The organism is Azorhizobium sp. AG788 (assembly GCF_004364705.1).
GTDB classification, from domain to species: Bacteria; Pseudomonadota; Alphaproteobacteria; order Rhizobiales; family Xanthobacteraceae; genus Azorhizobium; species Azorhizobium caulinodans.
Window position 1 is genome coordinate 314,540 of the sequence record NZ_SOBM01000006.1, and the last position, 24,268, is coordinate 338,807.

The 24,268-nt window shown below is 67.4% G+C and carries 23 protein-coding genes; 8 read left to right on the plus strand and 15 right to left on the minus strand.

The window, feature by feature from the left end; translation table 11 throughout:
- Positions 1–69 precede the first annotated feature (69 nt).
- The 5 genes from nifE to fdxB all read left to right on the plus strand — a co-directional run bounded on the left by nifE (position 70) and on the right by fdxB (position 4,658).
- Complete coding sequence (gene nifE, locus DFO45_RS17515; protein ID WP_133865882.1) at positions 70–1,752, plus strand: nitrogenase iron-molybdenum cofactor biosynthesis protein NifE; 1,683 nt, start codon at positions 70–72, stop codon at positions 1,750–1,752.
- 5 nt (positions 1,753–1,757) lie between these two features.
- Entirely contained in the window at positions 1,758–3,125 is a 1,368-nt protein-coding gene (nifN, locus tag DFO45_RS17520) for a nitrogenase iron-molybdenum cofactor biosynthesis protein NifN (protein WP_133865883.1), read from the plus strand.
- A 25-nt stretch (positions 3,126–3,150) separates the two neighbouring features.
- Entirely contained in the window at positions 3,151–3,546 is a 396-nt protein-coding gene (nifX, locus tag DFO45_RS17525; protein ID WP_012169567.1) for a nitrogen fixation protein NifX, read from the plus strand.
- 9 nt (positions 3,547–3,555) lie between these two features.
- Positions 3,556–4,020 (plus strand): NifX-associated nitrogen fixation protein, encoded by a 465-nt coding sequence (locus DFO45_RS17530; protein ID WP_012169566.1) that lies wholly within the window; start codon positions 3,556–3,558, stop codon positions 4,018–4,020.
- Positions 4,021–4,361: 341 nt separating this feature from the next.
- Positions 4,362–4,658, plus strand: coding sequence for a ferredoxin III, nif-specific (gene fdxB, locus DFO45_RS17535; protein WP_133865884.1), 297 nt, complete (start codon positions 4,362–4,364; stop codon positions 4,656–4,658).
- Between the two features lie 138 nt (positions 4,659–4,796).
- Here the strand turns inward: fdxB and DFO45_RS17540 are convergent, their stop codons facing one another.
- From DFO45_RS17540 to DFO45_RS17560, 5 genes are all read right to left on the minus strand, one after another.
- Positions 4,797–5,072 carry a DUF1153 domain-containing protein gene (locus tag DFO45_RS17540; protein ID WP_012169564.1) on the minus strand — a complete coding sequence of 92 codons (276 nt, stop codon included), beginning with the start codon at positions 5,070–5,072 and terminating at the stop codon, positions 4,797–4,799.
- A 317-nt stretch (positions 5,073–5,389) separates the two neighbouring features.
- Positions 5,390–7,624: a glycine--tRNA ligase subunit beta gene (gene glyS, locus DFO45_RS17545; RefSeq protein ID WP_133865885.1), complete on the minus strand. Its 2,235-nt coding sequence runs from the start codon at positions 7,622–7,624 to the stop codon at positions 5,390–5,392.
- Positions 7,625–7,746: 122 nt separating this feature from the next.
- Complete coding sequence (locus tag DFO45_RS17550) at positions 7,747–9,012, minus strand: MFS transporter (protein WP_166657168.1); 1,266 nt, start codon at positions 9,010–9,012, stop codon at positions 7,747–7,749.
- 53 nt (positions 9,013–9,065) lie between these two features.
- The gene (locus DFO45_RS17555) at positions 9,066–10,367 is read right to left on the minus strand and encodes an MFS transporter (protein WP_133865887.1); all 1,302 of its coding nucleotides are present in this window, start codon (positions 10,365–10,367) and stop codon (positions 9,066–9,068) included.
- 220 nt (positions 10,368–10,587) lie between these two features.
- A complete protein-coding gene (locus DFO45_RS17560) occupies positions 10,588–11,517 on the minus strand; it encodes a glycine--tRNA ligase subunit alpha (RefSeq protein ID WP_208299829.1) in 930 nt (309 codons plus the stop codon).
- Between the two features lie 227 nt (positions 11,518–11,744).
- On the opposite strand from DFO45_RS17560, the gene DFO45_RS17565 reads away from it, so the two are divergent.
- Complete coding sequence (locus DFO45_RS17565) at positions 11,745–12,155, plus strand: hypothetical protein (RefSeq protein ID WP_133865889.1); 411 nt, start codon at positions 11,745–11,747, stop codon at positions 12,153–12,155.
- A gap of 89 nt (positions 12,156–12,244) precedes the next feature.
- Here DFO45_RS17565 and DFO45_RS17570 read toward each other — a convergent pair whose 3' ends face one another.
- The 5 genes from DFO45_RS17570 to accD all read right to left on the minus strand — a co-directional run bounded on the left by DFO45_RS17570 (position 12,245) and on the right by accD (position 17,948).
- Positions 12,245–13,120: a DMT family transporter gene (locus DFO45_RS17570; protein WP_133865890.1), complete on the minus strand. Its 876-nt coding sequence runs from the start codon at positions 13,118–13,120 to the stop codon at positions 12,245–12,247.
- 11 nt (positions 13,121–13,131) lie between these two features.
- The gene (locus tag DFO45_RS17575; RefSeq protein ID WP_133865891.1) at positions 13,132–14,049 is read right to left on the minus strand and encodes a DMT family transporter; all 918 of its coding nucleotides are present in this window, start codon (positions 14,047–14,049) and stop codon (positions 13,132–13,134) included.
- Between the two features lie 68 nt (positions 14,050–14,117).
- Positions 14,118–15,584, minus strand: coding sequence for a PAS domain-containing methyl-accepting chemotaxis protein (locus DFO45_RS17580; protein WP_133865892.1), 1,467 nt, complete (start codon positions 15,582–15,584; stop codon positions 14,118–14,120).
- 166 nt (positions 15,585–15,750) lie between these two features.
- On the minus strand, positions 15,751–17,058 hold the full coding sequence (locus tag DFO45_RS17585; protein WP_245518160.1) for a folylpolyglutamate synthase/dihydrofolate synthase family protein: 1,308 nt from the start codon (positions 17,056–17,058) through the stop codon (positions 15,751–15,753).
- Complete coding sequence (gene accD, locus DFO45_RS17590) at positions 17,055–17,948, minus strand: acetyl-CoA carboxylase, carboxyltransferase subunit beta (protein ID WP_133865893.1); 894 nt, start codon at positions 17,946–17,948, stop codon at positions 17,055–17,057. The genes DFO45_RS17585 and accD overlap by 4 nt, the downstream gene beginning before the upstream one ends.
- A 218-nt stretch (positions 17,949–18,166) precedes the next feature.
- Here accD and DFO45_RS17595 point away from each other — a divergent pair, with 218 nt between their 5' ends.
- Together DFO45_RS17595 and DFO45_RS17600 are read left to right on the plus strand one after the other, a co-directional pair.
- On the plus strand, positions 18,167–18,334 hold the full coding sequence (locus DFO45_RS17595) for a DUF3311 domain-containing protein (RefSeq protein WP_012169554.1): 168 nt from the start codon (positions 18,167–18,169) through the stop codon (positions 18,332–18,334).
- Positions 18,331–19,815 carry a sodium:solute symporter family protein gene (locus DFO45_RS17600; RefSeq protein WP_133865894.1) on the plus strand — a complete coding sequence of 495 codons (1,485 nt, stop codon included), beginning with the start codon at positions 18,331–18,333 and terminating at the stop codon, positions 19,813–19,815. Before DFO45_RS17595 ends, DFO45_RS17600 begins: the two co-directional genes overlap by 4 nt.
- Before the next feature lie 42 nt (positions 19,816–19,857).
- Here the strand turns inward: DFO45_RS17600 and DFO45_RS17605 are convergent, their stop codons facing one another.
- The 5 genes from DFO45_RS17605 to DFO45_RS17625 all read right to left on the minus strand — a co-directional run bounded on the left by DFO45_RS17605 (position 19,858) and on the right by DFO45_RS17625 (position 24,248).
- Complete coding sequence (locus tag DFO45_RS17605; protein WP_133865895.1) at positions 19,858–20,949, minus strand: linear amide C-N hydrolase; 1,092 nt, start codon at positions 20,947–20,949, stop codon at positions 19,858–19,860.
- Positions 20,950–21,056: 107 nt separating this feature from the next.
- Positions 21,057–21,896: a tryptophan synthase subunit alpha gene (gene trpA / locus DFO45_RS17610; protein WP_133865896.1), complete on the minus strand. Its 840-nt coding sequence runs from the start codon at positions 21,894–21,896 to the stop codon at positions 21,057–21,059.
- A gap of 116 nt (positions 21,897–22,012) precedes the next feature.
- Positions 22,013–22,348 (minus strand): hypothetical protein, encoded by a 336-nt coding sequence (locus DFO45_RS17615; RefSeq protein ID WP_043878925.1) that lies wholly within the window; start codon positions 22,346–22,348, stop codon positions 22,013–22,015.
- Between the two features lie 5 nt (positions 22,349–22,353).
- On the minus strand, positions 22,354–23,565 hold the full coding sequence (trpB, locus tag DFO45_RS17620) for a tryptophan synthase subunit beta (RefSeq protein ID WP_012169549.1): 1,212 nt from the start codon (positions 23,563–23,565) through the stop codon (positions 22,354–22,356).
- Positions 23,562–24,248, minus strand: coding sequence for a phosphoribosylanthranilate isomerase (locus DFO45_RS17625; RefSeq protein ID WP_133865897.1), 687 nt, complete (start codon positions 24,246–24,248; stop codon positions 23,562–23,564). The genes trpB and DFO45_RS17625 overlap by 4 nt, the downstream gene beginning before the upstream one ends.
- Positions 24,249–24,268 lie beyond the last annotated feature (20 nt).

Below are 24,268 nucleotides of genomic sequence, written 5' to 3' on the forward strand. Positions count from 1 at the left end.
CTCCGATCCTCTGGCGTGACGCCGCCCGGCGCCCACCGTTCCGCCCACGATGACTTCCGGAGAAGCCCCATGACGTCGCTCTCGGCCACCATTCAGGACGTGTTCAACGAGCCCGGCTGCGGCAAGAACGCCAACAAGTCCGAGGCCGAGCGCAAGAAGGGCTGCACCAAGCAGCTCCAGCCCGGCGGCGCCGCCGGCGGCTGCGCCTTCGATGGCGCGAAGATCGCCCTCCAGCCGCTCACCGACGTCGCCCACCTCGTGCACGGCCCCATCGCCTGCGAGGGCAACAGCTGGGACAATCGCGGCGCCCGCTCCTCCGGCTCGGACCTCTGGCGCACCAGCTTCACCACCGACATGAACGAGACGGACGTGGTGTTCGGCGGCGAGAAGCGCCTGTTCAAGGCGATCCGCGAGACCATCGAGAAATATGATCCCCCCGCCGTCTTCGTCTACCAGACCTGCGTGCCCGCCATGACCGGCGACGACATCAACGCGGTGTGCAAGGCGGCCAAGGAGAAGTTCGGCAAGCCGGTGATCCCGATCAATTCTCCCGGCTTCGTCGGCCCGAAGAATCTCGGCAACAAGCTCGCGGGCGAAGCCCTGCTGGAGCATGTGATCGGCACCGAGGAACCCGAATATACGACGCCCTACGACCTCAACATCATCGGTGAATACAATCTCGCGGGCGAGCTGTGGCAGATCAAGCCGCTGTTCGACGAACTCGGCATCCGCATCTTCGCCTCCATCTCCGGCGACGGGCGCTACAAGGAAGTGGCCTATTCCCACCGCGCCAAGGCGGCGATGATGGTGTGCTCCAAGGCCATGATCAATGTCGCGCGCAAGATGGAGGAGCGCTACGGCATTCCCTTCTTCGAGGGCTCCTTCTACGGCATCGAGGATTCCAGCGATTCCCTGCGGGAGATTGCGCGCCTGCTCATCGAGCGCGGCGCCCCGGCGGAACTGATGGAGCGCACCGAGGCGGTGATCGCCCGCGAGGAGGCGAAGGCCTTCGCGGCGATCGCTGCCTACAAGCCCCGTTTCCAGGGCAAGAAGGTGCTGCTCATCACTGGCGGCGTGAAGTCCTGGTCGGTGGTCGCGGCTCTTCAGGAGGCGGGCCTCGAACTGGTGGGCACTTCGGTGAAGAAGTCCACCCGCGAGGACAAGGAGCGCATCAAGGAACTGATGGGCCAGGATGCCCACATGATCGAGGACATGACGCCTCGTGAAATGTACAAGATGCTCAAGGATGCGAAGGCCGACATCATGCTCTCGGGCGGCCGCTCGCAATTCATCGCGCTGAAGGCCGCGATGCCCTGGCTCGACATCAACCAGGAACGCCACCACGCCTATATGGGCTATGTGGGCATGGTGAAGCTGGTGGAGGAGATCGACAAGGCGCTCTTCAACCCCATGTGGGAACAGGTGCGCAGGCCCGCCCCCTGGGATCGCCCCGGCGAGAGCTGGCAGGCCAAGGCGCTGGCCCAGATGGATGCGGAAGCCGCCGTGCTCGCCGCCGATCCGGTGGCCGCCGAGGCCGCCCGGCGTGCCAAGAAAGTGTGCCAGTGCAAGAGCGTGGACCTCGGCACCATCGAGGATGCCATCCGCGCCCACGGCCTTTCCACCGTGGAGGGCGTGCGCGCCCACACCAACGCCTCCGGCGGCTGCGGCGCCTGCGCCATCCGCATCGAGGAGATCCTGGCCGAGCCACTGCCCGCCGTGGCGGCGGCGCCGGCGCTGCGGGCGGCGGAGTGAGCGCCATGGCCACCGTCGTCCACTCCAGGAAAGCCTGCGTCGTCAATCCCCTGAAGATGAGCCAGCCGATCGGCGGCGCGCTCGCCTTCATGGGTCTGCGCGGGGCGATGCCGCTGCTGCACGGTTCGCAGGGCTGCACCTCCTTCGGCCTCGTGCTGTTCGTGCGGCACTTCAAGGAGGCCATCCCCATGCAGACCACCGCCATGAGCGAGGTGGCCACGGTTCTCGGCGGCTATGAGAATGTGGAACAGGCGGTGCTCAACATCCACAAGCGCACCAAGCCGGAGATCATCGGCATCTGTTCCACGGGCGTCACCGAGACCAAGGGCGACGATGTGGAGGGCTATCTCAAGCTCATCCGCGAGAAGCATCCCGAGGTCGCCGACCTGCCCATGGTCTATGTCTCCACCCCGGACTTCAAGGACGCCTTCCAGGATGGCTGGGAGAAGACCGTCACCCGCATGGTCGAGGTGCTGGTGGAGGTACCGGATCCGGCCAAGCGCAACGCCAAGCGGGTCAATGTGTTGCCGGGCAGCCACCTCACGCCCGGTGACCTTGATGAACTGCGCACCATCATCGAGGACTTCGGCCTCATCCCCTCCTTCCTGCCGGATCTCGCCGGCTCGCTGGACGGGCATATTCCCGACGAATTCACCCCCACCACCATCGGCGGCATCGGCGTGGACGAGATCGCCGCCATGGGCGAGGCGGGCTGGACGATCGCCATCGGCGCGCAGATGCGCCGGGCGGCGGAGGCCATGGAGAAGAAGACCGGCGTGCCCTTCCGCCTGTTCGAGCGGCTGTGCGGGCTGGAGGCGAACGATGAATTCATCATGTTCCTCAGCCAGATCTCCGGCCGGCCGGTGCCGCGCAAGTACCGCCGCCAGCGCGGCCAGTTGGTGGACGCCATGCTGGACGCCCATTTCCACATCGGCGGCCGCCGGCTCGCCATCGGCGCCGAGCCGGACCTGCTGTTCGACATGTCGTCCGTGCTGCACGAGATGGGCGCGCATGTGACCGCCGCCGTCACCACCACCCATTCGCCGGTGCTGGAACGTGTTCACACCGACGAGGTGCTCATCGGCGATCTGGAGGACCTGGAGCGCCTCGCCAAGGAGCGCGAGTGCGATCTCCTCATCACCCACTCGCACGGGCGGCAGGCGGCCTCACGGCTCAACATTCCCTTCTATCGGGCGGGCATTCCCATGTTCGACCGGCTGGGCGCCGGTCATCAGCTCTCCGTGGGCTATCGCGGCACGCGCACCACGCTCTTCACCATCGCCAACCTTCTCATCAGTGACCACGAGGCCAACCACGACGCCACGCCCGACACCTGGCGGACGGACGGCACTCATGCCGCTCCCATGCATTGATCGGCCAACGCAAGGACGCACGCCCATGAAGATCGCCTTCGCGACCCAGGATTTGAAGCGCGTGGATGCCCATTTCGGCTGGGCCAAGAACATCGCCATCTATGAGATCAGCCCCGAGGGGCACCATTTCGTGGAGGCCATCCAGTTCGATGGAGACCTGAAGGAGGATGGCAATGAGGACAAGCTCGGTCCCAAGATCGAGGCGATCAAGGACTGCGCCATCCTCTATGTGGCGGCCATTGGCGGCTCCGGCGCGGCGCGCGTGGTGGCCAACAACATCCACCCCATGAAAGTGAACCAGCCCGAGGAGATTTCCGATCTGCTCGTGAAGCTGGAGGGCGTGCTGAAGGGCGCCCCGCCACCCTGGCTGCGCAAGGCCCTCGCCAAGGGCCAGGAACGCAGCTTCGACTTCGACGAGTGAGGACGACCCATGGCCGATACGCTGGAACTTGAAGCCAATCCCGCCGAAGCCCCCTTCATCAAGGAATTGATCAAGGTGTGGCGTGCCCAGGACAGCCACGGCGCCTGGGACAGCAAGGGCGATCTCGATCTTCTGGAGCCCTATATTCTCGACAAGGAGAAGCGCCGGGCCCTGCCCATCGTGGGCGATCCGGACCCGGAGACGCTGTGGCGGCTGGAGCTCTATTACAACGCCATCTGCCTCTCCATCGAGAAGGCGACCGGCGTCATGATCACGCCCATGATGAAGATGAGCCACGAGGGCTTCGGCCGCATGGTGCTCATCGGCGGCCGCCTGATCGTGGTCAACAAGCAGCTGCGCGACGTGCATCGCTTCGGTTTCGACAGCCTCGCCAAGCTCGCCGAGGAAGGCGCCAAGCAGGTGCAGGCCGGCATCGACATGATCACCAAGTTCGAGGCTGTGGCACGTTACTGAGCGACACCGCATCTATGTAAGCGGCGGAGAGCCCTCTCCCGCCTGAGGGGGAGGGTTGGGAGGGGGCGACGGCCGAAGGCCGGCAGCGCGGCCTTCGCGGCTGGCGCCATGCCCTCCGCGCTCGCGCGCGACCCCCTCCCCGGTCCTCCGCCGCGAGCGGGAGAGGGAGGAGCGAGCGCGAGCCGAAAGGCATCGCTCAAGCCCCGAGGCCGGAAGCAGGAGGTCTGGGCGGACGGCGGCGCACGCGAGCGAACACGGATGCCAAGCCGCGAGGCCGGCGCCGGACGCCCATCCATCACCAACAGGGGTGGCCGCCCGCCGCTCCGGAAAGGCAGGAAGTCATGTCTCAATCCACCCGCGACGGCCGCGCCTGGGAGCCGGAATATCTCGTCGCCATCGACGACAGAAAATGCATCGGCTGCGGCCGCTGCTACAAGGTCTGCGGCCGCGAGGTGATGACCCTCAAGGGCATCACCGACGAAGGCGAGATCGTCAGCCTCGACGATGACGAGGACGATGAGGTCGAGAAGAAGATCATGGTGATGGCCGATACCGGTGCCTGCATCGGCTGCGGCGCCTGTGCCCGCGTGTGCCCCACCAATTGCCAGACCCACGCGCCGGCCTCGCAGGCGGCCTGAGGGCCGGCCGCAACGTCGGGAACGGCCTCGCGGGTGCATTGTCGCGGGATGGAGCCAGGAAGCGCCCAACGCCGCCCTGCACCAAAGAAAAAGGGCTTCGCGGATCAGCCGCGAAGCCCTTTTGCGTCTGGATCGCCGTTACTGGCGATAATGCTGGATGCGCGTCGTGCGCAGGCCGGGAAGGCCGTGGCGGTCGATGGAGGCCTGCCAGGACAGGAACTCATCCACCGTCAGCGTGTAGCGCTTGCAGGCCTCTTCCAGGCTGATCAGGCCGCCGCGCACCGCCGCAACCACCTCGGCCTTGCGGCGGATGACCCAGCGGCGCGTGTCCGGAGGGGGCAGGTCCGCAATCGTCAGCGGACTGCCGTCAGGCCCGATCACGTATTTGACTCTGGGCCGATAAGCATCGGTCATCGTTACGCTCACCCGTTACTACCCCACTCGTTGACGTAACCGTGGCAGGTGGCGATGAAGATTTCCCTAAAGGACAACTAGAATATGTTATTTACTTCTCTTAATGGAAGCTGAAATAACCACGGATATCGCGTGTTTTTGATAAAGGATTTGCGGGAGCCGGGGAGCGCCACGGTTGTACCGCCGGAGCCTGACGCCACAAGGCTTTCCGGGCAGAACGCAAAACGCCCGCCGGGATCAGCCGGCGGGCGTTTTCTTCATCTATCTTAAGAAAGACTTGCGTTAACGGGACAGAGCGGATTCAGACCCCGTTTACCTCAACCTTCGATGCGGTCGAAATCCGCGATGCCGCGCGTAGCAGAGCGGATTTCATCCAGCAGCTTCAGCCGGTTGACGCGCAGCGCGGCCTCCGGCGCATTCACCGTCACACCTTCGAAGAAGGCGTCCACCGGACCACGCAGATGGGCGAGCGCGCCCATGGCAGCGGCGAAGTCCTCGCGCGCCACCGCATCCGCCACCTGCCGCTTCACGGTCTCGATGGCGGCGGCGAGATGCTCCTCCGCGGGCTCCTTCAGGAGCTTGGCCTCGGACGGGCCCTTGTAGGCCACGCCGTCCTTCTTCTCCTCGATGCGCAGGATGTTCACCGCGCGGCGATAGCCCGCGAGCAACGTGCGCCCGTCCTCGGTCTCCAGGAAGGCCGCAAGGGCCGCCACGCGCCGATCCACCAGCAGCAGGTCGTCCTGCCCCGGCAGCGCGAAGACGGCGTCCACGAGGTCGTGGCGGGCACCACGGTCGCGCAGATGCACCTTCAGGCGGTCGCCGAAGAACGCCAGCAGGTCGTCGGCGAGGTCGCCGGAGAGCGTCATGCCCTCCACGCGCTCGGCGCTCTCCACGTCCGCATCCGCGGGCAGGTTGGCGAGGCGGCGGGCGAGCCCCTGCAGGAGATCGCTCACCACCTTGTCGGCGATGGTCTCCAGACGGAACACATCGTGCGGATGGCGCTCGAAATGCTCCTCGCCGAGGATCGTGCGCGAGGCGCTCACCAGCAGCGGGCGCAGCGGCAGGCGCAGATTGTTGTCGAGAATGATGCGGATCACGCCCAGCGCGGCACGGCGCAGCGCATAGGGGTCCTTGGAGCCCGTGGGCTTTTCGTCGATGGCCCAGAAGCCCACCAGCGTGTCGAGCTTGTCCGCCAGCGCCACGGCGATGGAGACGGGCGCCGTGGGTACGCGGTCCGACGGCCCCTGCGGCTTGTAATGCTCCTCGCAGGCTGCGGCGACTTCCGGCGGCAGCTTCTCGTGCTGGGCATAATAGCGGCCCATGAGGCCCTGCAGCTCGGGGAACTCGCCCACCACTTCCGTGAGCAGGTCCGCCTTGGCGAGACGCGCGGCCTGTTCGGTCAGCTCCACGTCGGCGCCGACGCGGGGCGCGATCTCGCGGGCCAGAGCCACGATGCGGTTGATGCGCGCGCCCTGAGAGCCGAGCTTCTCGTGGAAGGTGATGGCGTCGAACTTGGACATCCGGTCCGCCATGGGGGTTCGGCGATCGGTATCCCAGAAGAATTTGGCATCCGACAGGCGGGCGCGGATCACGCGCTCGTTGCCTGCCACGATGGCCGCACCGCCGTCGGTGGCGGCAATGTTGGAGACGAGGATGAAGCGGTTGGCGAGGCGCCCCGTGCGCGGATCGCGCAGCACGAAGCACTTCTGGTTGGCGCGGATGGTGGCGCGGATCACCTCGTCGGGAATGTCGAGGAAGCGCTCCTCGAAGCTGCCCATGAGCGTGACGGGCCATTCCACGAGGCCGCACACCTCCTCCAGCAGCCCCTCGTCCTCCACCAGCTCCAGCCCGTGGACGAGGGCAAGATCCTTGGCGTCATTGAGGATGATGGCCTTGCGGCGGTCGCGGTCAGCGACAACCTTCGCCGCCTCAAGCTTGGCCATCCAGTCCTCGAGCCGCCGCACCGCGAAGGGCTCGGGGGCGAGGAAGCGGTGGCCGCGGGTCACGTCGCCGGAGACGATACCCTCCACCTCGAAGCGCACCACCTCGGGGTCTTCCACCTCGGTGCCGAAGGTGCAGACGATGGAATGCAGCGGGCGCACCCAGCGCATGGTGCCGGTGCCCCAGCGCATGGACTTCGGCCACGGAAAGGTGCGCACGATCTCGGGCACGATCTCGGCAATCACCTCGGTGGTCGCTTTGCCGGGCCGCTCGATGACGGCGACGTAAAATTCGCCCTTCTTGGGGTCGCTCTCGATCTTCGCCTGCTCGATGGAGGCAAGGCCGGCGCTCTTCAGGAAGCCCTGGATGGCCCCTTCCGGCGCGCCCACGCGCGGCCCCTTGCGCTCTTCCCGGCTGTCCGCCTGCCGCCCGGGCAGGCCGTGGACGGCGAGCGCGAGGCGGCGGGGCGTCACGAAGGCCTTGGCGCCCTCATAGAGCAGGCCCCGCTCCACCAGCGCGTCGGTGACGAGCTTGCGCAGCGTGTCGGCGGCCTGCGCCTGCATGCGGGCGGGGATTTCTTCGGAGAACAGTTCAAGGAGCAGATCGGGCATGGGATCGCGCGGCGCTGGGCCCCGGTTCGTGAGGATCGAATGTCTGCCCGTGTGCTAGAGCTTTTCGGCCGCCGCGTCGAGACGGGGCGGCCCATCTTGTCCCCGGCCGCCCTGCGGAGGGATCAGATCGGGCCGCCGGACTTGTCCGTCATGGCCAGCACGCCGGCCAGCGAGACGCAGGAGAGGACGATCACCATCACCGCGGGCGCCATGGGGCTGTCAAAGCGGTGCATGAGATAGATGGTCAGCATCGGCGTGAGCCCGCCGACCCAGCCGACACCGCAATTCCAGGCGATGGCATAAGCGGTGCAGCGGGTGCGGCGCTGGAAGAGTTCGCACAGCGCCGCCGGCATGGGGCCACCGTAGCAGGAGGCGAGAAGGGCGAGGATGACCTGACCGGCGATCATCTGCGGCAGGCTGTCCGAACTCAGCAGCCGGAACACCGGCCAGGCGCATAGGATGAGGCCGACGAGCGCGGCCAGAAGCACCTTCTTGCGGCCGATCCGGTCCGACAGCAGGGCCGCCGCCGGGCTGGCGATGAGCACCACCACCATGCCGAACACGCTCATCTGCAGGGATTTGGCGAGCGGCAGCCCGTCCACCTTCTGCATGTAGGTCGCGAGGAAGACGAAGGCGAGATAGAAGACATTGCCTTCCGCCACCACGATCAGCATGGCGTGGAGGATCTGCCGCCCCTGCGCGCGCACGGCCTCCCTCAACGGGGCCTTGGGCGTGGCAGTCCGATCTGGCTCGGGCTCGCCCTTGCCGGCGCGCAGGATCAGCGCCGCCCCGCCCAGCACCAATCCCAGCAGGAAGGGCACGCGCCAGCCCCAGTCGGCCATGTCCTGCGGGGTCAGCAGGCTGGCGACCGAGGCGCCCACGGCGGAGCCCAGCAGGGTGCCGAGTGTCGCCCCCACCACGGAAAGGGAGGCGAGCAGCCCGCGCCGCCGGGGCGGCGCCGCCTCGGACAGAAACACCACCGCCGCCGCCTGCTCACCGCCCACGGAAATACCCTGCAACAGGCGCAGCGCCAGCAGCAGCACAGGGGCCATCACCCCCACGCTGGCGGCGGTCGGCAGCAGGCCGATGCTCACGGTGGAGAGGGTCATCATCATGGCGGAGAGGAACAGCGCCTGCCGCCGCCCCAGCCGGTCGCCCACCCGACCAAAGAGGATGCCGCCCAGCGGCCGCATCAGGAAGGAGGCGGCGAACATGCCGAAGGCCGACAGGAGGCCGATGAAGGCGCTGCTGTCGGGAAAGAAGTTGCGCGCGAACACCGAGGCGAGGAAACCGTACACGCCGAAGTCGTACCACTCGAGCATGTTGCCGATGGCGCCGCCGGCAACGAGGCGGGCCGACGGACGCTCACCGCCGATCGCGACGGACACGGCCTCCTCTCCGGATCCATGGTCCGCAAAATCGGCGGAAGCCTTGTCCGGCCTCATGGCAGCGGCAGCCGTGTCCGGTCGGTCATGCACAACGTGGCGATCAGCGAGATCAGCGCGACGCAGATGATGTAGAGGGCCGGCCCCATGGGGTCGTGCAGGCCGCTCACCAGATAGACGCCCACCATGGGCGCGGTGCCGCCCGCGATGCCCCGGCTCACATTGTTGCTCACCGCCGCCGCCGAGCAGCGGGTGGCGCGCTTGAAGAGCTCCGCGAGCACCGCCGGCGAGACGCCCGTATAGGCCGAGATGAGGACGGCAAAGCCGAGCTGGCCCAGCATCGCCCCCTCCTCCGTGCCTCCGCTCACCAGCCGGAAGAGCGGCCAGCCGAACAGGATGAAGCCGAGCAGCGACGCCACCAGCACGCGCTTGCGGCCGATCACATCAGACAGCGCGGCAAACATCGGCATGAGCACGACGGCGACGACCATGCTCGCCGTATTGACCTGCAGCGCACTGCCGGGGGAGAGGCCGTCCACCTGCTCCATATAGGTCACGAGATAGACGAAGAGCGTGTAGGTGTTCACCCCGCCCGCGAGATTGATGACGGCGCAGATGACAATGGCGCGCCAGTCGTCGGCGAAGGCTTGCAGCAGCGGGCTGCGCGGCTGCTCGGTTGAGCGCCCGGGCGCGGATTGCAGGCCGTGCCGCAGCCAGAGCGTGGTGCCGCCCAGCAGCAGGCCGACGAAGAAGGGCATGCGCCAGCCCCAGGCGATCAGTTCCTCCTGCGACAGGAAGGAGGCGGTCGCGGCCCCGACGAGCGACCCGAGCATCGTGCCGCCCATGGCCCCCATGGAGCACAGGCTGAGCAGCAGCCCACGCCAGCGCGGCTTGGCGCTCTCGGCGAGGAAAACGACGGAGGAGGAATATTCCCCGCCGATGGAGACGCCCTGTAACAGACGCAGAGCCAGAAGGAGGATCGGTGCCGCCATGCCGGCGGTGGCATAGGTGGGCAGGAGGCCGATGGCGACGGTGGAGACGCACATGAGCGCCGCCGAGAGATAGAGCGCATGGCGGCGCCCGTAGCGATCCCCGATGTGGCCGAAGATGACGCCGCCCACCGGGCGCATGAGGAAGGAGGCGGCCATCATGCCATAGGCCGCCAGCAAAGCGGCAAAGCCGCTGTCGGCCGGAAAGAAGTTGCGGGCGAAGATGGCCGCGAGGAAGCCATAGGCGCCGAAGTCGTACCACTCCAGCGTGTTGCCGATGCTGCCTGCGAGCACGAGGCGCAGGGAGAGGGGCGCGGGGGCCGCCTGGCCTGGAGCAGCGGCTGCTCCGGCATCCGCAAGGCTCGTCATGACAGCCCCCCGATGCAGGACGCTGCGGACGGCATTGAGCGAGGCCCACACTTGAACAGCACGGCCGGCCGCGCCGGCTGTCCCCGGAACGCAGGAGAACGGATCACGAGCCCCCCAAAGGCACGCTGCACTGCCTAACAGGGTAACGACGGGATCCACCTAAAGCCAAGCTTTCGTCGCGCGCCGTCCAGAGAAAGCTCTGGAGGCGCGCGCCGGCATGTCAGGCAGCAGCGCCGCCCGCTTCCGTCTTCAGCCAGGCCGCGCCGCAGGCCTTGGCCAGTTCGCGCACGCGCAGGATGTAGCTCTGGCGTTCCGTCACCGAAATGACGCCCCGCGCATCCAGCAGGTTGAAGACGTGCGAGGCCTTGATGCACTGGTCATAGGCTGGCTGGGCCATGAGGTGCTTCTCGCCCGCATCACCCGCCGCCAGATACTTGGCGCAGGCGGCCTCGGCCATGCGGAACTGCTCGAAGAGCATGTCCGTGTCGGCATGCTCGAAATTGTGCCGGGAGTATTCCTTCTCCGCCTGAAGGAAGACATCGCCATAGGTGGTCTTCTCGGCGCCCTCGCGGCCGTTGAAGTTCAGGTCATAGACGTTCTCGACGCCCTGCACATACATGGCGAGGCGCTCGAGGCCGTAGGTCAGCTCGCCGGACACGGGCGCGCATTCGAAGCCCGCCACCTGCTGAAAGTAGGTGAATTGGGAGACTTCCATGCCGTCGCACCAGCACTCCCAGCCAAGGCCCCAGGCGCCCAGCGTCGGGCTTTCCCAGTCGTCTTCGACGAAGCGCACGTCATGCAGGCGCGTGTCGATGCCGATGGCATCGAGCGACTGGAGATAGAGCTCCTGAAGGTTGGCCGGCGAGGGCTTCAGGATCACCTGGAACTGGTAATAGTGCTGGAGCCGGTTGGGGTTCTCGCCATATCGCCCGTCCTTGGGCCGGCGGGAGGGCTGCACATAGGCCGCCTTCCAGTGCTTGGGCCCCAGCGCCCGCAGCGTGGTCGCCGGATGGAAGGTGCCCGCGCCCACTTCCATGTCATAGGGCTGGAGCACCACGCACCCCTGGTTCGCCCAGAAGGTCTGTAGGGTCAGCAGCAGGCCCTGGAACGAGCGGTCGGGCCGCATGTGGGGCGGAAGGGCGGGATCGATCATGGCGCTTCATGTCAGAGGGCGTCTTGGACGAGGGGATGGTCCCCCCGCCGCGCCGCCGTGCGGAACGGATGCGCGTCCCCACGCGGAACGCGCGCGGACACTAGAGGCCCGCCCCCCCGAGATCAAGGCGGCGCCCTGCGGCGCGCTCGCGAGAGCGTGAGTGAAACCAAACGCTGCGGAAGGTGTTGAGAAGGCAGGGAAGCCCACACGAAGGAGAAACCCGAATGCGCAAACTGACCCTCGCCGCCGCCGCCCTTCTCGCCCTCTCGACCGTCGGCGCCGCCGCCCAGAGCGGCCTGTCCACGCAGGACCCGCACAAGGGCCCGGCGCAGGAAGGCGGCCGCACGCAGGCCACGCCGGGCGCCAGCTCTTCCGGCGGGGCGACGCCCCGCGATGCAGCCTCGCAGCCGACCCCCAACAGCGGCCTCTCCACGCAGAACACCCAGCGCGGGCCGGCGCAGGAGGGTGGCCGTACCCAGGCGACCCCCGGCGGCTCCGCAACGTCCGGCACCGCGCCCATGGGCGACACCACCGGCTCCGTGACGCCGCGCAGCGGCCTGTCCACGCAGGACCCGCACAAGGGTCCGGCTCAGGAAGGCGGCCGCACGCAGGCGACCCCCGGCACCAGCAAGTGACGCGGATCTACTGACCCTTCGACCCCAGACGAGCCCGGTGCCTCAGGCACCGGGCTTTTTTTTTTCGATTCACACCACTTCTGGAGAGGTCAAACGGCCGGCACGCCGGGCTTGGCGCCAAGGACAAGGGCACAGCCGCACAGGATGACCCCGCCGCCGACGAGTTGCAGCGGCGCCAGCGCCTCTCCCAGAAAGGCCGCGCCGATGACGGCGGCGATGAGCGTCACGGCAAATTCCACGCTCACCGTGCGCGTCGCGCCGATGCGGGTGACCAGCCAGAAATAGAGCGTGTAGCAGACCCCACTCATCACCCCGCCGAGCACCAGCAGCAACCCGAGATCCGCGGCATGCGGAACGGCCGGGAGGGGCACAAACAGCAGCAGCGGCAGGGTGATGAGGCCGCCCGCAAGGAAGGCGCCGATGGTGACCTCGAGCGCGCCCATGCCGCGCAGGAAGCGGCTCGTATAATTGCTGCCGAGCGCCGAGCAGAAGGCGCCGGCGAGCGCCGCCGCGCACCCGAGGAGGAAGGTGGGCGTCACCGGCTCGGCCGGAAACCCCACCAGCAGCACGATGCCGCCAAGACCGAGGGCGAGCCCCAGAAGGCCCGCCAGCGTGACTCGCTCCAGCCCCCACGCCTGCCCGATGGCCATGGAGAAGAGCGGGATGGCCGCGATGCAGATGGCGGTCATGGCCGTCCCGATCATGGGGGTCGCCACGGAGAGGCAGACCAGTTGCCCGGCCACCGTCGTGGCGCCCACCATGACCAGGGGCCTCCACCCAGTGCTGAAGACGAGGCGGCGCCGGGCGAGGCGTGCCACGAGGAACAGCACGCCTGCCGCCACGAGCGCCCGCAAGGATACCGCCGCCGCCCAGCCGAAGGCCTGCACCACCTGCAGCAGCACGAGGAAGGAGAGACCCCAGGCGAGCGCGAGGAACAAATAGGCGGCAAGATCGCGCGGCTTCATGGCGGCGCCCGTCACTTCGCCGGGGCGTTGTGCGCCTTGCTGCGGCGTTGAGGCCTCAGTTCACCGATGAGGGTCCCCACCAGAATGAGCCCACCGCCGAGCAGCGCGAGCGGGGCGAGCCGCTCCCCCGCGAGCCGGCCGACAATGCCGGCCCACACCGGCTCGCCCGCATAGATCAGGGTGGCGCGCGTGGGCGAAACGAAGGCCTGTGCCCAGTTCATGGTGAGCTGGATGATGGCGCTCATGACGCCGAGCCCCAGCGCCGCCGCGAACCAGGAGGCGGTGGCATCCGGCACGACCTCGCCGGCGAAGGGCATGGCGATGAGGGCGAACATGCCTGCCGCCACCAGTTGCACCACTGTAACGCGCCGGCTGTTCACCCGCCCCGCGAATGTGCCGATGAGGAGGATTTCGGCGGCCATGGCGAGGGTGCCGAGCAGCGTCACCACCTCGCCCACGCCGAAGCCGATGCCGTGCGCGCCGGGACCGGCCAGCAGCAGCAGACCGACAAAGGCAAAGCCCACCGCCACCCAGCTCATGAGCGCGGGCGGGCGCTTCAGCACCACCCATTGCAGCAGAGGCACCAGCGGCACATAGGCGGCCGTGATGAAGGCCGACTGGCTGCTGGAAATGGTCTTGAGCCCGAACGTCTGGGCCCCGTAACCGAGGCAGATCGCAAGGCCGATGGCGGCGCCCGCCCCCACCTCCTGCGGCGTGACCTGGATCATCTCGCGGCGGAACAGGATCGCCAGAAGCACACCCGCCGACAGGAAGCGCAGCCCTACGAAGAAGAGCGCGCCCTCCTGCCGCATGGCCAGATGCACCACGAGGAAGGTCGCGCCCCAGAGCATGGTGATGCCGATGAGGGCGAGTTCCGGCCGGCTCAGACGGAACCGGAAACCGGCGTGCGAAGCAGTTGGGAGCGACATGGGGCGAGGTTTAGGAGGCGGCGGCGACGCCTTCAACCCCATGCCGGATCATTGTCGACAGGGGCGGATCAGGCCACCTCCCGCTGCGCCTCCAGGACCTTGCGGTTGGCAGCGTCGATCTGGGCCGTGGCGCTGGAGAGGGAGGTGAGATTGCGGGTGATCTCGCCCACGCCCCCCGCCGCCGCATGCATGCTCCGCGAGATTTCGCTGGTGACCGCCGACTGCTGCTGCACCGCCGCCGCGATGCCGCTTGAGATGTCGTTGATCTCGGAAATGGTCTCGGTGATCCCCGCGATCGCACCGACCGCATCCGAGGTGGACGCCTGGACAGCGACGATCTGGCCGGTGATCTCCTCGGTGGCCCTCGCCGTCTGCGACGCGAGATTTTTCACCTCCGAGGCGACCACAGCAAATCCCTTGCCGCTCTCGCCCGCACGCGCCGCCTCGATGGTGGCGTTGAGGGCCAGCAGGTTGGTCTGACCGGCGATGCTATTGATCAGTTCGACAACCGCGCCGATCTTCTGGGCCACACTGGCAAGCCCCGACACGATCTCCTTGGTCCGTACCGCTTGACCCACAGCATTGCTCGCAACGTCGAGCGCGCGGCTCACTTGGCTGCCGATCTCATGAATGGAGGCCACCAGTTCCTCCGCGCCGGCGGCGACGGACTGCACGCCGGAGGACGCCTGCGTCGAGGCGCTGGCCGCGGCCGCCGCCTGATGGTTGGCCGCGGTGATGGCCTCGGCAATCTCGGAGAGTTCCTTGTCGATGCAGCGGCGGCGCTCCCGGCGCATCCGCTCCTGCACCTGCGCCGTGATATCGGTGGCGTACTTCACCACCTTGTAGACACGGCCGCTGGCGTCGAAGATCGGGTTGTACGAGGCCTGGATCCAGACTTCCCGGCCGCCCTTCGCCAACCGACGGAACTCGGCCTGCTGGAAGGTGCCGGCCCGCAGACTGTCCCAGAAGGTGCGATAGGACGGCGCCTCGCGCTCCTGCGGATCCATGAAGATGGCATGTGGCCGTCCCTGCACCTCGGCGAGGGTGTAGCCCATGGTCTTCAGGAAATTCTCGTTGGCGTCGAGAATGGTTCCGTCGAGGTCGAACTGGATCACCGCCTGCACGCGATTGATAGCGTCGATCTGTCCTTGAAGATCGGCATTGTGCGTCTTCTGGGCCGAGATGTCGGTCGCCACCTTGATGATGCGGCGCACCTGTCCGCCGGAGGAGACGACCGGGTTGTAGGAGGCCTGAATCCAGATCTCCCGCCCGCCCTTCGCCAGCCGGCGGAATTCGGACCGCTGGAACTTGCCGGCGCGCAGATCCTCCCAGAACTGGCGATAATCTGTCGTATCGCGCTCTTCGGGCGGCATGAAAAGGGAGTGGTGCTTGCCGCGGATCTCTGCGAGCGTATAGCCCATCGCGGAGAGGAAATTGGGGTTGGCCGAAATGATCGTGCCATCCGGTTCGAACTCGATGATGGCCTGAGATTTTTGGATCGCGGCCAGCTTGGCATCCGCCTGAGAAGAGAACATCTGCAAGCCTCAATGATTGCTCACAATTGAAAATCTACATCTCAGACATCATACAACTTTAGATTTAGGCCTGGGTTGCGCGAAGCTTGCGCATTGCGAGAATCTGCAACCGCCGTTGGGCGCCGCTCGGACGACCCGGCCCTATCCCTCTGGCCTGTCGAGATAATCAGTTCGGCAGCGTCTCGTTGGCGGCGAGCACCGTCCCGGCGAGATAGAGCGAGCCGCAGACGAGGACGCGGGGTGGCGGCGTCAGCGGATAGCGCGCAAGGCCGTCCAACGCCGCGCCCACATCGCCCGCCGTGGACGCGGAAAAGCCGAGCCCGGCGGCGATGCGGGCGAGGTCATCCGGCGCCATGCCGTTGTGTTCGGGCGGCACCGGCACGCAGATCGCCTCGCGGGCGAGGCCTGCAAAGGCGCCGAGGAAACCGGACACGTCCTTGTTGGCCAGCATGCCGACCACCAGCACCAGCGGCCGGGGCACGCGCTCTTCCAGTTCCGCCAGCGCATGGGCCAGCGCCTGACCGCCGCCGGCATTGTGGCCGCCGTCGAGCCAGACCTCCGCCTCGCGCGGCGCGCGGGCGACCAGCGGCCCGACGGGCAGGCGCTGGAGACGGGCGGGCCAGTCGGCACCCCGGATGCCGGCCTCAAGCGCCGGCGGCGGCACGCGCAACTCGGGCACGGCCCGCAGCGTGGCCACCGCAAGGCCGGCATTGTCGAACTGGTGCGGTCCCATGAGACGCGGGCGCGGCAGGTCCAGCAGGCCATCCTCGTCGGAATAGACGAGGCGGCCCGCCTCCTCCTGCACCGTCCACTGCTGGCCGCGCGCGAACAGCGGTGCCCGGCGGCGGGCGGCGGTGCGCTCGATCACCGCCAGCGCCTCGTCCGGCTGATCGCCCACGATCACCGGCACGCGCGGCTTGATGATGCCCGCCTTCTCGCCGGCAATGGCTTCCAGCGTATCGCCGAGGAATTCCACATGGTCGATGGAGATGGGCGTGATGACGCTCGCGACCGGCGCCTCGATGATGTTGGTCGCGTCGAGGCGGCCGCCGAGGCCCACCTCCAGCAGCAGCACGTCCGCCGGCGTCTCCGCGAACAGGAGGAAGGCGGCCGCCGTCGTCACTTCGAAGAAGGTGATCGGGCCCCCGTTATTGGCCGCCGCCACGCGCTCCAGCGCATCGCACAGCCGCGCATCGTCCACCAGTTCGCCGGCGAGGCGGATGCGCTCGTTGAAGCGCACGAGGTGTGGCGAGGTGTAGGTGTGGACGCGCCGTCCGGCCGCCTCCAGCGCGGCGCGCAGGTAGGCGACGGTGGAGCCCTTGCCGTTGGTGCCCGCCACATGGACGACGGGCGGCAGCCGGCGCTCGGGATTGCCGAGCGCCGCCGCCAGGCGCTCCATGCGCTCCAGCGACAGGTCGATCTTCTTGGGGTGGAGCGCCGCGAGGCGCTCCAGCAGCGCGCCGAGTGGGCTCACGCGGCGGCGGGGGCCGGAAGACGGCCCTTGGGGGGCACGCCGGGCGCCTTCATCATGAGACGACAGACGCGGGCCAGCGTCTCGCGCATCTGGTGGCGGTGCACCACCATGTCGATCATGCCGTGCTCGAACAGATACTCGGATCGCTGGAAGCCGTCGGGCAGTTTCTCGCGGATGGTCTGCTCGATCACGCGCGGGCCGGCGAAGCCGATGAGCGCGCCCGGCTCGGCGATCTGCACGTCGCCCAGCATGGCGTAGGAGGCGGTGACGCCGCCCGTGGTCGGGTTGGTCAGGACCACGATGTAAGGCAGGCGCGCCTCGCGCAGTTCCTGGATGGCCACCGTGGTGCGGGGCATCTGCATGAGGGACAGGATGCCCTCCTGCATGCGGGCGCCGCCGGAGGCCGCGAACATGATGAAGGGGGTCTTCTTCTCGGCTGCGGTGAGCAGGCCGGTGACCACCGCCTCACCCGCCGCCATGCCGAGCGAACCGCCCATGAAGCCGAAGTCCTGCACGGCAACCGTCACCGGCAGCCCTTCCAGCAGGCCATGCGCCACCTTCACGGCGTCCTGCGCGCCAGTCTTGGCGCGGGCGTCCTTCAGGCGGTCGATGTAGCGGCGTTCGTCGCGGAACTTCAGCGGATCGATCGGCACATCGGGAAGGGCGACCTCCTCATAGGCGCCGTCGTCGAACGTCGCCTTCAGGCGGTCCGCCGGCCCCATGCGCATGTGGAAGCCCGAGCCGGGGATCACATACTGATTGGCCTCGAGATCCTTGTGGAAGACCATCTGCCCCGTCTCGGGGCACTTCACCCAGAGGTTCTCCGGCACGTCCCGGCGATTGAGGAAGCTGCGGATCTTCGGGCGGACGACGTTGGAAATCCAGTTCAACACGTATCTCCAGCTTTTCCGGCATCCATGTAATGCCCTTGTGGGGCGAACGGAAGGCCGAACACGCGCGTCTGCCCCGCGCGGCCTGCGGCGCAGCGCGTCAGTCGCGCCACCCTGCCCTTAAGTAAATCTGACGTAACGGCACGCATAAAGGATAGTGGACTGACATTCTGCGACAGAATATCCGTCATTCTCCCCCGGAATGGAGGATCCGCCCCATGCGTTGGTTATTGCTTCTGCCCTTCATCGGGCTGCTCTGGGTGCCGTTCTACAATTTCAAGGAGCCCCAGCTCCTCGGCTTTCCCTTCTTCTACTGGTACCAGCTCCTTTGGGTACCGCTGACCTCGCTCCTCACCTACATCGTCTGGAAGGGAACGAAGGAATGATCGCCGTTCGCGACTGGGCCGAACTGTCGGTCTTTCTCGTCTTCTTCGCCCTCGTCACCATCATGGGCTTCGTCGCCAGCCGGTGGAAGAAGGCGGACAATCACGCCAAGCTCGACGAATGGGGCCTTGGCGGGCGCCAATTCGGCGTCTGGATCACCTGGTTCCTCGTGGGTGGCGACTTCTATACCGCCTACACCGTCATCGCCGTGCCGGCGCTGGTCTATGCGGTGGGGGCCTACGGCTTCTTCGCTTTGCCCTACACCATCGTCGTCTATCCCTTCATCTTCCTCGTCATGCCCCGGCTCTGGAAGGTCGCCCATGCGGCCGGCCACGTGACGGCGGCGGACGTGGTGCACGGCACCTACAACAACCGCTGGCTGGAACTAGCGGTGGCGCTCACCGGCCTCGTCGCCACCATGCCCTACATCGCCCTCCAGCTGGTCGGCATGCAGGCGGTGATCGGCGCCATGGGGCTGAAGGGCGAACTGCCTATCATCGTCGCCTTCCTCATCCTCGCCCTCTACACCTACTCGGCGGGCCTTCGCGCTCCGGCGCTCATCGCCTTCGTGAAGGACGTGATGATCTACATCGTGGTCATCGTGGCCGTGGTGGTGGTGCCCATGCACCTCGGCGGCTATGGCGCGGTGTTCAGCGCGGCGGATGCGGTCTATGCGGCCAAGGGCGGCAACACCGGCCTCGTGCTGAAGGATGCGCAGATGCTCCCCTACGCCACGCTGGCGCTGGGGTCGGCGCTGGCCGCCTTCATGTATCCGCACACCCTCACCGGCATCTTCGCGGCGAAGAGCGCGAACACCATCCGCTCCAACGCCGTGCTGCTGCCGGCCTATACGGTGCTGCTCGGCCTCATCGCGCTGCTCGGCTACATGGCCCATGCGGCGGGCGTGAAGGTGACCAGCCCCACGGACGTGGTGCCCGTGCTGTTCCAGACGCTGTTCTCCGGCTGGTTCTCGGGCTTCGCTTTCGCGGCCATCGGCATTGGCGCGCTGGTGCCGGCGGCGGTGATGTCCATCGGCGCCTCGAATCTGTTCACCCGCAACGTCTGGAAGGCCTATGTGAACCCGCAGGTCACGGAAGCCGGCGAGGCGCAGGTGGCCAAGATCGTCTCGCTGGTGGTGAAGGTGGGCGCGCTCGCCTGCATCGTCTTCATGCCGACGAAGTTCGCCATCGACCTCCAGCTTCTGGGCGGCCTCTGGATTCTCCAGACCTTCCCCTCGCTGGTGTTCGGCCTGTTCACCCGCTGGTTCCGTGCTCCCGCGCTGCTGGCCGGCTGGCTCGTCGGCATCGTCGGCGGCACCACGGTCGCCTTCGCGGACGGCCTCGTGCCGGTGCACACGCTGGTCATCGGCGGGCAGAACTACACCATCTATGTCGGCCTGCTGGCCTTCGCAGCCAACGTGATCGTGGCACTGGTGGTGAATGCCCTCCTCGCCGCCACCTCGCCCAAGCGCGTAACGGCGTGACGCAAAGAGGCTCCCGGACGGTCGCTCCGGGAGCCTGCGTTCTTATGGATCGGCGCGCAGGAATTCGAAGGGCTTGGCCGCCTCGAACTGCGCCGCGGCGTTGCCGCCATAGACCCGCCCGCCGGCAATGGTGAGCTTCTTCACCGGCGCACCGGGCTTCAGGTCCAGATCCGCCAGAGGCACCCAGAAGCTGGTCGGGCTGGTGGCGGAATCGAAATAGACGACCCTGTTCTTCTGGTCCGAGACCGTGCGCCACAAAGTGGCGGACACGTTGGGCGTCTCCGGCGTCTTGATGCCGAGCGGCGTGCTCACCGCCCGCATGACGCTCAGCACGCCGAGCGCCGACTGGTTCTCGAAATTCTGGCCCGGCACGGCGGAGATGAAGGCCGGATCGGCCGTCTTGGCCAGCGAGCCGATGAGGAAGGACGCCCGCACGAAGCGGTCCGAGGCGCGGTTGGTGCCGGGCAGGAAGGTGAGACCCCCGATCTCCTTCCAGTAGGCGTCGAGCGCCAGTTGCTGGTCGAAGGGCGGAGAATTGGTCATCACCACATAGTCCCGGCTGTGGTGGATGACGAGCTTGCCATTGATATGTTCAAGGATGGCGCTGTCACCCGTCGCATCCGACAGGGCGAGGTGAAGCTGCGCCGCCGCGCCGTTCGGGATCGTGCCGCCCACGACCCGGAAACTGTCCTTCGCGAAGGCGTCCACCGCCTCGGCCACGGTGGCATAATTGTCCAGCGCATATTGCGCCCACAGGGACACCGCCAGCGTCGGCCGGTCGTCCGCCGCGCCATACTGGGCCTCGGTGAGATAGAGCATGTTGGCGACGAGGCCGGCCTCGTTCATGCCGTCGGCGCTGCCCACATCATAGGCGGTGGCGATGAGGCTGCCGTATTTCGAGGTCCACCTGATGGACTTCGGTCCTGCGGCACCGTCCCGGGCGATGCCCTTCGGAAAAGCCCAGAGGTTGGAGCGCATGTCCTCAGGCCAGTCCATGTTCCGGCCTGTGATCACCACCTGATCGGTGCCCACGAACATGGCCCGCGTGCAGGCCACCGCGGGATCAACGGCGGCATAGCCGGCCGCCGCCACAATGACGACCCTTGCCGCCCGCTTACATCTTGCCCACGCCATGAGAAGCCCCCCTCCGATGCCGTAAGGGGAGTGAAGGCCTCACGCGGGCGCGGGGCAAGCGGCCCAAAGGTCGCGCGGCCGAGGGACGCGCGAGGAGAAGGGGTGGACTATTCCGCCGCCGCGCGATTTACGCCGCGCACCGCTTCCGCCAGTTCCTGCACCAGCGCCGTCACTGCCGGAACCGTGTTCACGGTCGCCTTGCCGTCCTCATCCAGCGTCTTGCGCACCGCCTCGACGAGGGCCGAGCCCACCACAACGCCATCCGCACCCGCCGCGATCGCCGCCGCCTGGGCCGGCGTCTTCACGCCGAAGCCGACTGCCACGGGCAGCGTGGTGTGCTGCTTGATGCGTGCCACCGCGCCCGCCACCGCATTCGCGTCGGGGGTCGCCGAGCCGGTGATGCCGGTGATGGAGACGTAATAGACAAAGCCCGCCGTATGGGCGAGCACGGCCGGCAGGCGCTTCTCGTCCGTGGTCGGGGTGGCGAGGCGGATGAAGTCCAGCCCCGCGTCGAGCGCCGGCAGGCAGAGCTCGTTATCCTCTTCCGGCGGCAGGTCCACGACGATGAGGCCGTCCACGCCCGCCGCCTTGGCGTCGGCGATGAAGCGCGGCACGCCATAGATGTAGATGGGGTTGTAATAGCCCATGAGCACCACGGGCGTGGTGTCATTCTCTTCCCGGAACGCCCGCACCATGTCGAGCGTCTTGGCGAGCGTCTGCCCGCCCTTCAGCGCCCGCAGACCGGCGGCCTGGATGGCCGGGCCGTCGGCCATGGGATCGGTGAAGGGGATGCCGACCTCGATCACGTCGGCACCCGCCTCCGGCAGTCCGCGCAGGATGGAAAGCGCGGTGTCGTAATCGGGATCGCCCGCCGTGATGAAGGTCACGAGGCCGGGGCGGCCTTCGGCGGCGAGTTCCGTGAAGCGGGCGGTGATGCGGGTGGTCATGGGTCCGTCTGTCTCTCCCCTCCGGTCCGCAGGCGGCCGGGGGTGTGCGGATGCACGAGGAGCGGGCGCGCGGCCCGCCGCAGGATCAGGCCGGGCGGCGTCGGCCGCCCGGAAGGTCAGCTCGCCTTCAGGATGCCGCAGCGGGCATCGGTGGCGTTGGTGGCGCCCATCAGGCGCACCTGCCCGATGCCGGTGACGCCGGGCACCGAGGCGAAGAGCGTGGTGCTGGAGGTGCCGATGACCTTGCCCTTGGCGAGGAACTGGCAGCCCACGTCGATCTGCGAGATCGCCACCGTGCCCACGTTCTTGACGCGGATGTTGATGAAGGCACCGGCCGGGTCGGTCGAGACCTTGTCCACCTGCAGTTGCAGGTTGGCCGGCTGCGGCGGCTGCTGGGCGAAGGCGGGCACGACGGCCCCCGCAACGCCGAGCGCGAGGAAAGCAACGACCATACGCTTCATATCTGGCCCCCCAGATGTTCGGCCACAGTGAAGATGTCCTTATCGCCGCGGCCGGACAGATTGACCACCATCAGATGGTCCTTCGGCTTGGTCGGTGCGATCTCCATCACCTTCCCGATGGCATGGGCGCATTCCAGCGCCGGGATGATGCCTTCGAGACGGGAGAGAAGCTGGAAGCCCTCGAGAGCCTCCTTGTCGGTGCAGGGAATGTAGGTCACCCGCCCCGTATCGTGCAGCCAGGAATGCTCCGGCCCGATGCCCGGATAGTCGAGGCCGGCGGAGATGGAGTGGGCCTCGATGATCTGGCCGTCGTCATCCATCAGGAGATAGGTGCGGTTGCCGTGCAGCACGCCCGGCTTGCCGCCGGTGATGGAGGCGGCATGCATGCCCGAGGAGATGCCGTGGCCGGCCGCCTCGACGCCGTAGATCTCGACACCACTGTCGTCGAGGAATTCGTGGAACAGGCCAATGGCGTTCGAGCCCCCGCCCACCGCAGCGATCAGGCTGTCCGGGCCGCGGCCTTCGGCTTCCATCAGCTGCTCGCGGGTCTCGCGGCCGATGATGGACTGGAAGTCGCGCACCATGGACGGATAGGGATGCGGGCCCGCCACCGTACCGATGCAATAGAAGGTGTCGTGCACGTTGGTCACCCAGTCGCGCAGCGCCTCGTTCATGGCGTCCTTCAGGGTGCGCGAGCCGGACTGCACGGGCACCACCTCGGCGCCCAGCATGTTCATGCGGAAGACGTTCGGCTTCTGCCGCTCCACGTCCACCGCGCCCATGTACACGATGCACTTCAGGCCGAAGCGGGCGCAGAGCGTCGCGGTGGCGACGCCGTGCTGGCCGGCGCCGGTCTCGGCGATGATGCGCTTCTTGCCCATGCGCAGGGCCAGCAGGATCTGGCCGAGCACGTTGTTCACCTTGTGGGAGCCGGTGTGGTTCAGCTCCTCGCGCTTCAGATAGATCTTCGCGCCGCCGAGATGCTCGGACAGGCGCTCGGCATAATAGAGCGGCGAGGGTCGCCCCACATAATGGGCAAGGTAGCCGGCCATCTCGGACTGATAGGCCGGGTCGGCCTTGGCCGCCTCATAGGCCGCCTGCAGTTCGAGAATGTTCGGCATCAGGGTCTCGGCGACGAAACGTCCGCCATGGATGCCGAAATGGCCATTCTCGTCGGGGCCGGTGCGATAGGAATTGAGCGCGTTCACGGAGCTTCGACTTTCTTCAGGCGCGACGGCCGCGATGCCGCCTCGGCAGCCTTCACCGCACGGACGAAGGCCAGGATCTTTTCCGGCGATTTCAGGCCGGGGGCCGTTTCAACCCCTGACGATACGTCCACGCCATCGAGGCGGACCACGGACAGGGCTTGCGACACATTGCCGGCATCCAGACCACCGGAAAGCATGACCGGGCGCCCAGGGTCAAGGCCGGCGAGCAGGGTCCAGTCGAACACCCGCCCGTTGCCGCCCGGCAGCGTGTCGTCGGGAGCGGGCTTGGCATCGAAGAGAAGACGGTCGGCCACCGCTGCATAGGCGGGCACGACGGCAAGATCAGCGGCGCTGCTGACCGGCAGCGCCTTCATCACCGGCCGGCCCGTGCGGGCGCGGATGGCGGCGACGCGCTCGGGGGTCTCCTTGCCATGCAGCTGCATGATGTCGGGCTGGAAGGCGGCCACGGCCGCATCCAGCGTGGCATCGTCCGGGTCCACCAGCAGCAGCACCTTGCCCGCGCGACCGGCCACCGCCCCCGAGAGGGCGGGGGCGGCTTCGAGCGGAACGTGGCGGGGGCTCTTCGGAAAGTGGACGAAACCCACGAGGTCGGCGCCGGCCGCAAGCGCGGCCTCCAGCGTCTCGGCGGTGCTGAGCCCGCAGATCTTCACCTCGATGGCCATCGTCCCGTCTGCCTTTCCGG

Coding starts and splice junctions, on each gene's coding strand:
- nifX (WP_012169567.1), top strand. CDS start 3,151: ATGAAGATCGCCTTCGCGACCCAGGATTTGAAGCGCGTGGATGCCCAT.
- DFO45_RS17570 (WP_133865890.1), bottom strand. CDS start 13,120: ATGAAGCCGCGCGATCTTGCCGCCTATTTGTTCCTCGCGCTCGCCTGG.
- fdxB (WP_133865884.1), top strand. CDS start 4,362: ATGTCTCAATCCACCCGCGACGGCCGCGCCTGGGAGCCGGAATATCTC.
- glyS (WP_133865885.1), bottom strand. CDS start 7,624: ATGCCCGATCTGCTCCTTGAACTGTTCTCCGAAGAAATCCCCGCCCGC.
- DFO45_RS17555 (WP_133865887.1), bottom strand. CDS start 10,367: ATGACGAGCCTTGCGGATGCCGGAGCAGCCGCTGCTCCAGGCCAGGCG.
- trpA (WP_133865896.1), bottom strand. CDS start 21,896: ATGACCACCCGCATCACCGCCCGCTTCACGGAACTCGCCGCCGAAGGC.
- DFO45_RS17540 (WP_012169564.1), bottom strand. CDS start 5,072: ATGACCGATGCTTATCGGCCCAGAGTCAAATACGTGATCGGGCCTGAC.
- DFO45_RS17625 (WP_133865897.1), bottom strand. CDS start 24,248: ATGGCCATCGAGGTGAAGATCTGCGGGCTCAGCACCGCCGAGACGCTG.
- DFO45_RS17595 (WP_012169554.1), top strand. CDS start 18,167: ATGCGTTGGTTATTGCTTCTGCCCTTCATCGGGCTGCTCTGGGTGCCG.
- nifE (WP_133865882.1), top strand. CDS start 70: ATGACGTCGCTCTCGGCCACCATTCAGGACGTGTTCAACGAGCCCGGC.
- DFO45_RS17605 (WP_133865895.1), bottom strand. CDS start 20,949: ATGGCGTGGGCAAGATGTAAGCGGGCGGCAAGGGTCGTCATTGTGGCG.
- DFO45_RS17615 (WP_043878925.1), bottom strand. CDS start 22,348: ATGGTCGTTGCTTTCCTCGCGCTCGGCGTTGCGGGGGCCGTCGTGCCC.
- DFO45_RS17565 (WP_133865889.1), top strand. CDS start 11,745: ATGCGCAAACTGACCCTCGCCGCCGCCGCCCTTCTCGCCCTCTCGACC.
- DFO45_RS17580 (WP_133865892.1), bottom strand. CDS start 15,584: ATGTTCTCTTCTCAGGCGGATGCCAAGCTGGCCGCGATCCAAAAATCT.
- DFO45_RS17600 (WP_133865894.1), top strand. CDS start 18,331: ATGATCGCCGTTCGCGACTGGGCCGAACTGTCGGTCTTTCTCGTCTTC.
- DFO45_RS17530 (WP_012169566.1), top strand. CDS start 3,556: ATGGCCGATACGCTGGAACTTGAAGCCAATCCCGCCGAAGCCCCCTTC.
- nifN (WP_133865883.1), top strand. CDS start 1,758: ATGGCCACCGTCGTCCACTCCAGGAAAGCCTGCGTCGTCAATCCCCTG.
- DFO45_RS17575 (WP_133865891.1), bottom strand. CDS start 14,049: ATGTCGCTCCCAACTGCTTCGCACGCCGGTTTCCGGTTCCGTCTGAGC.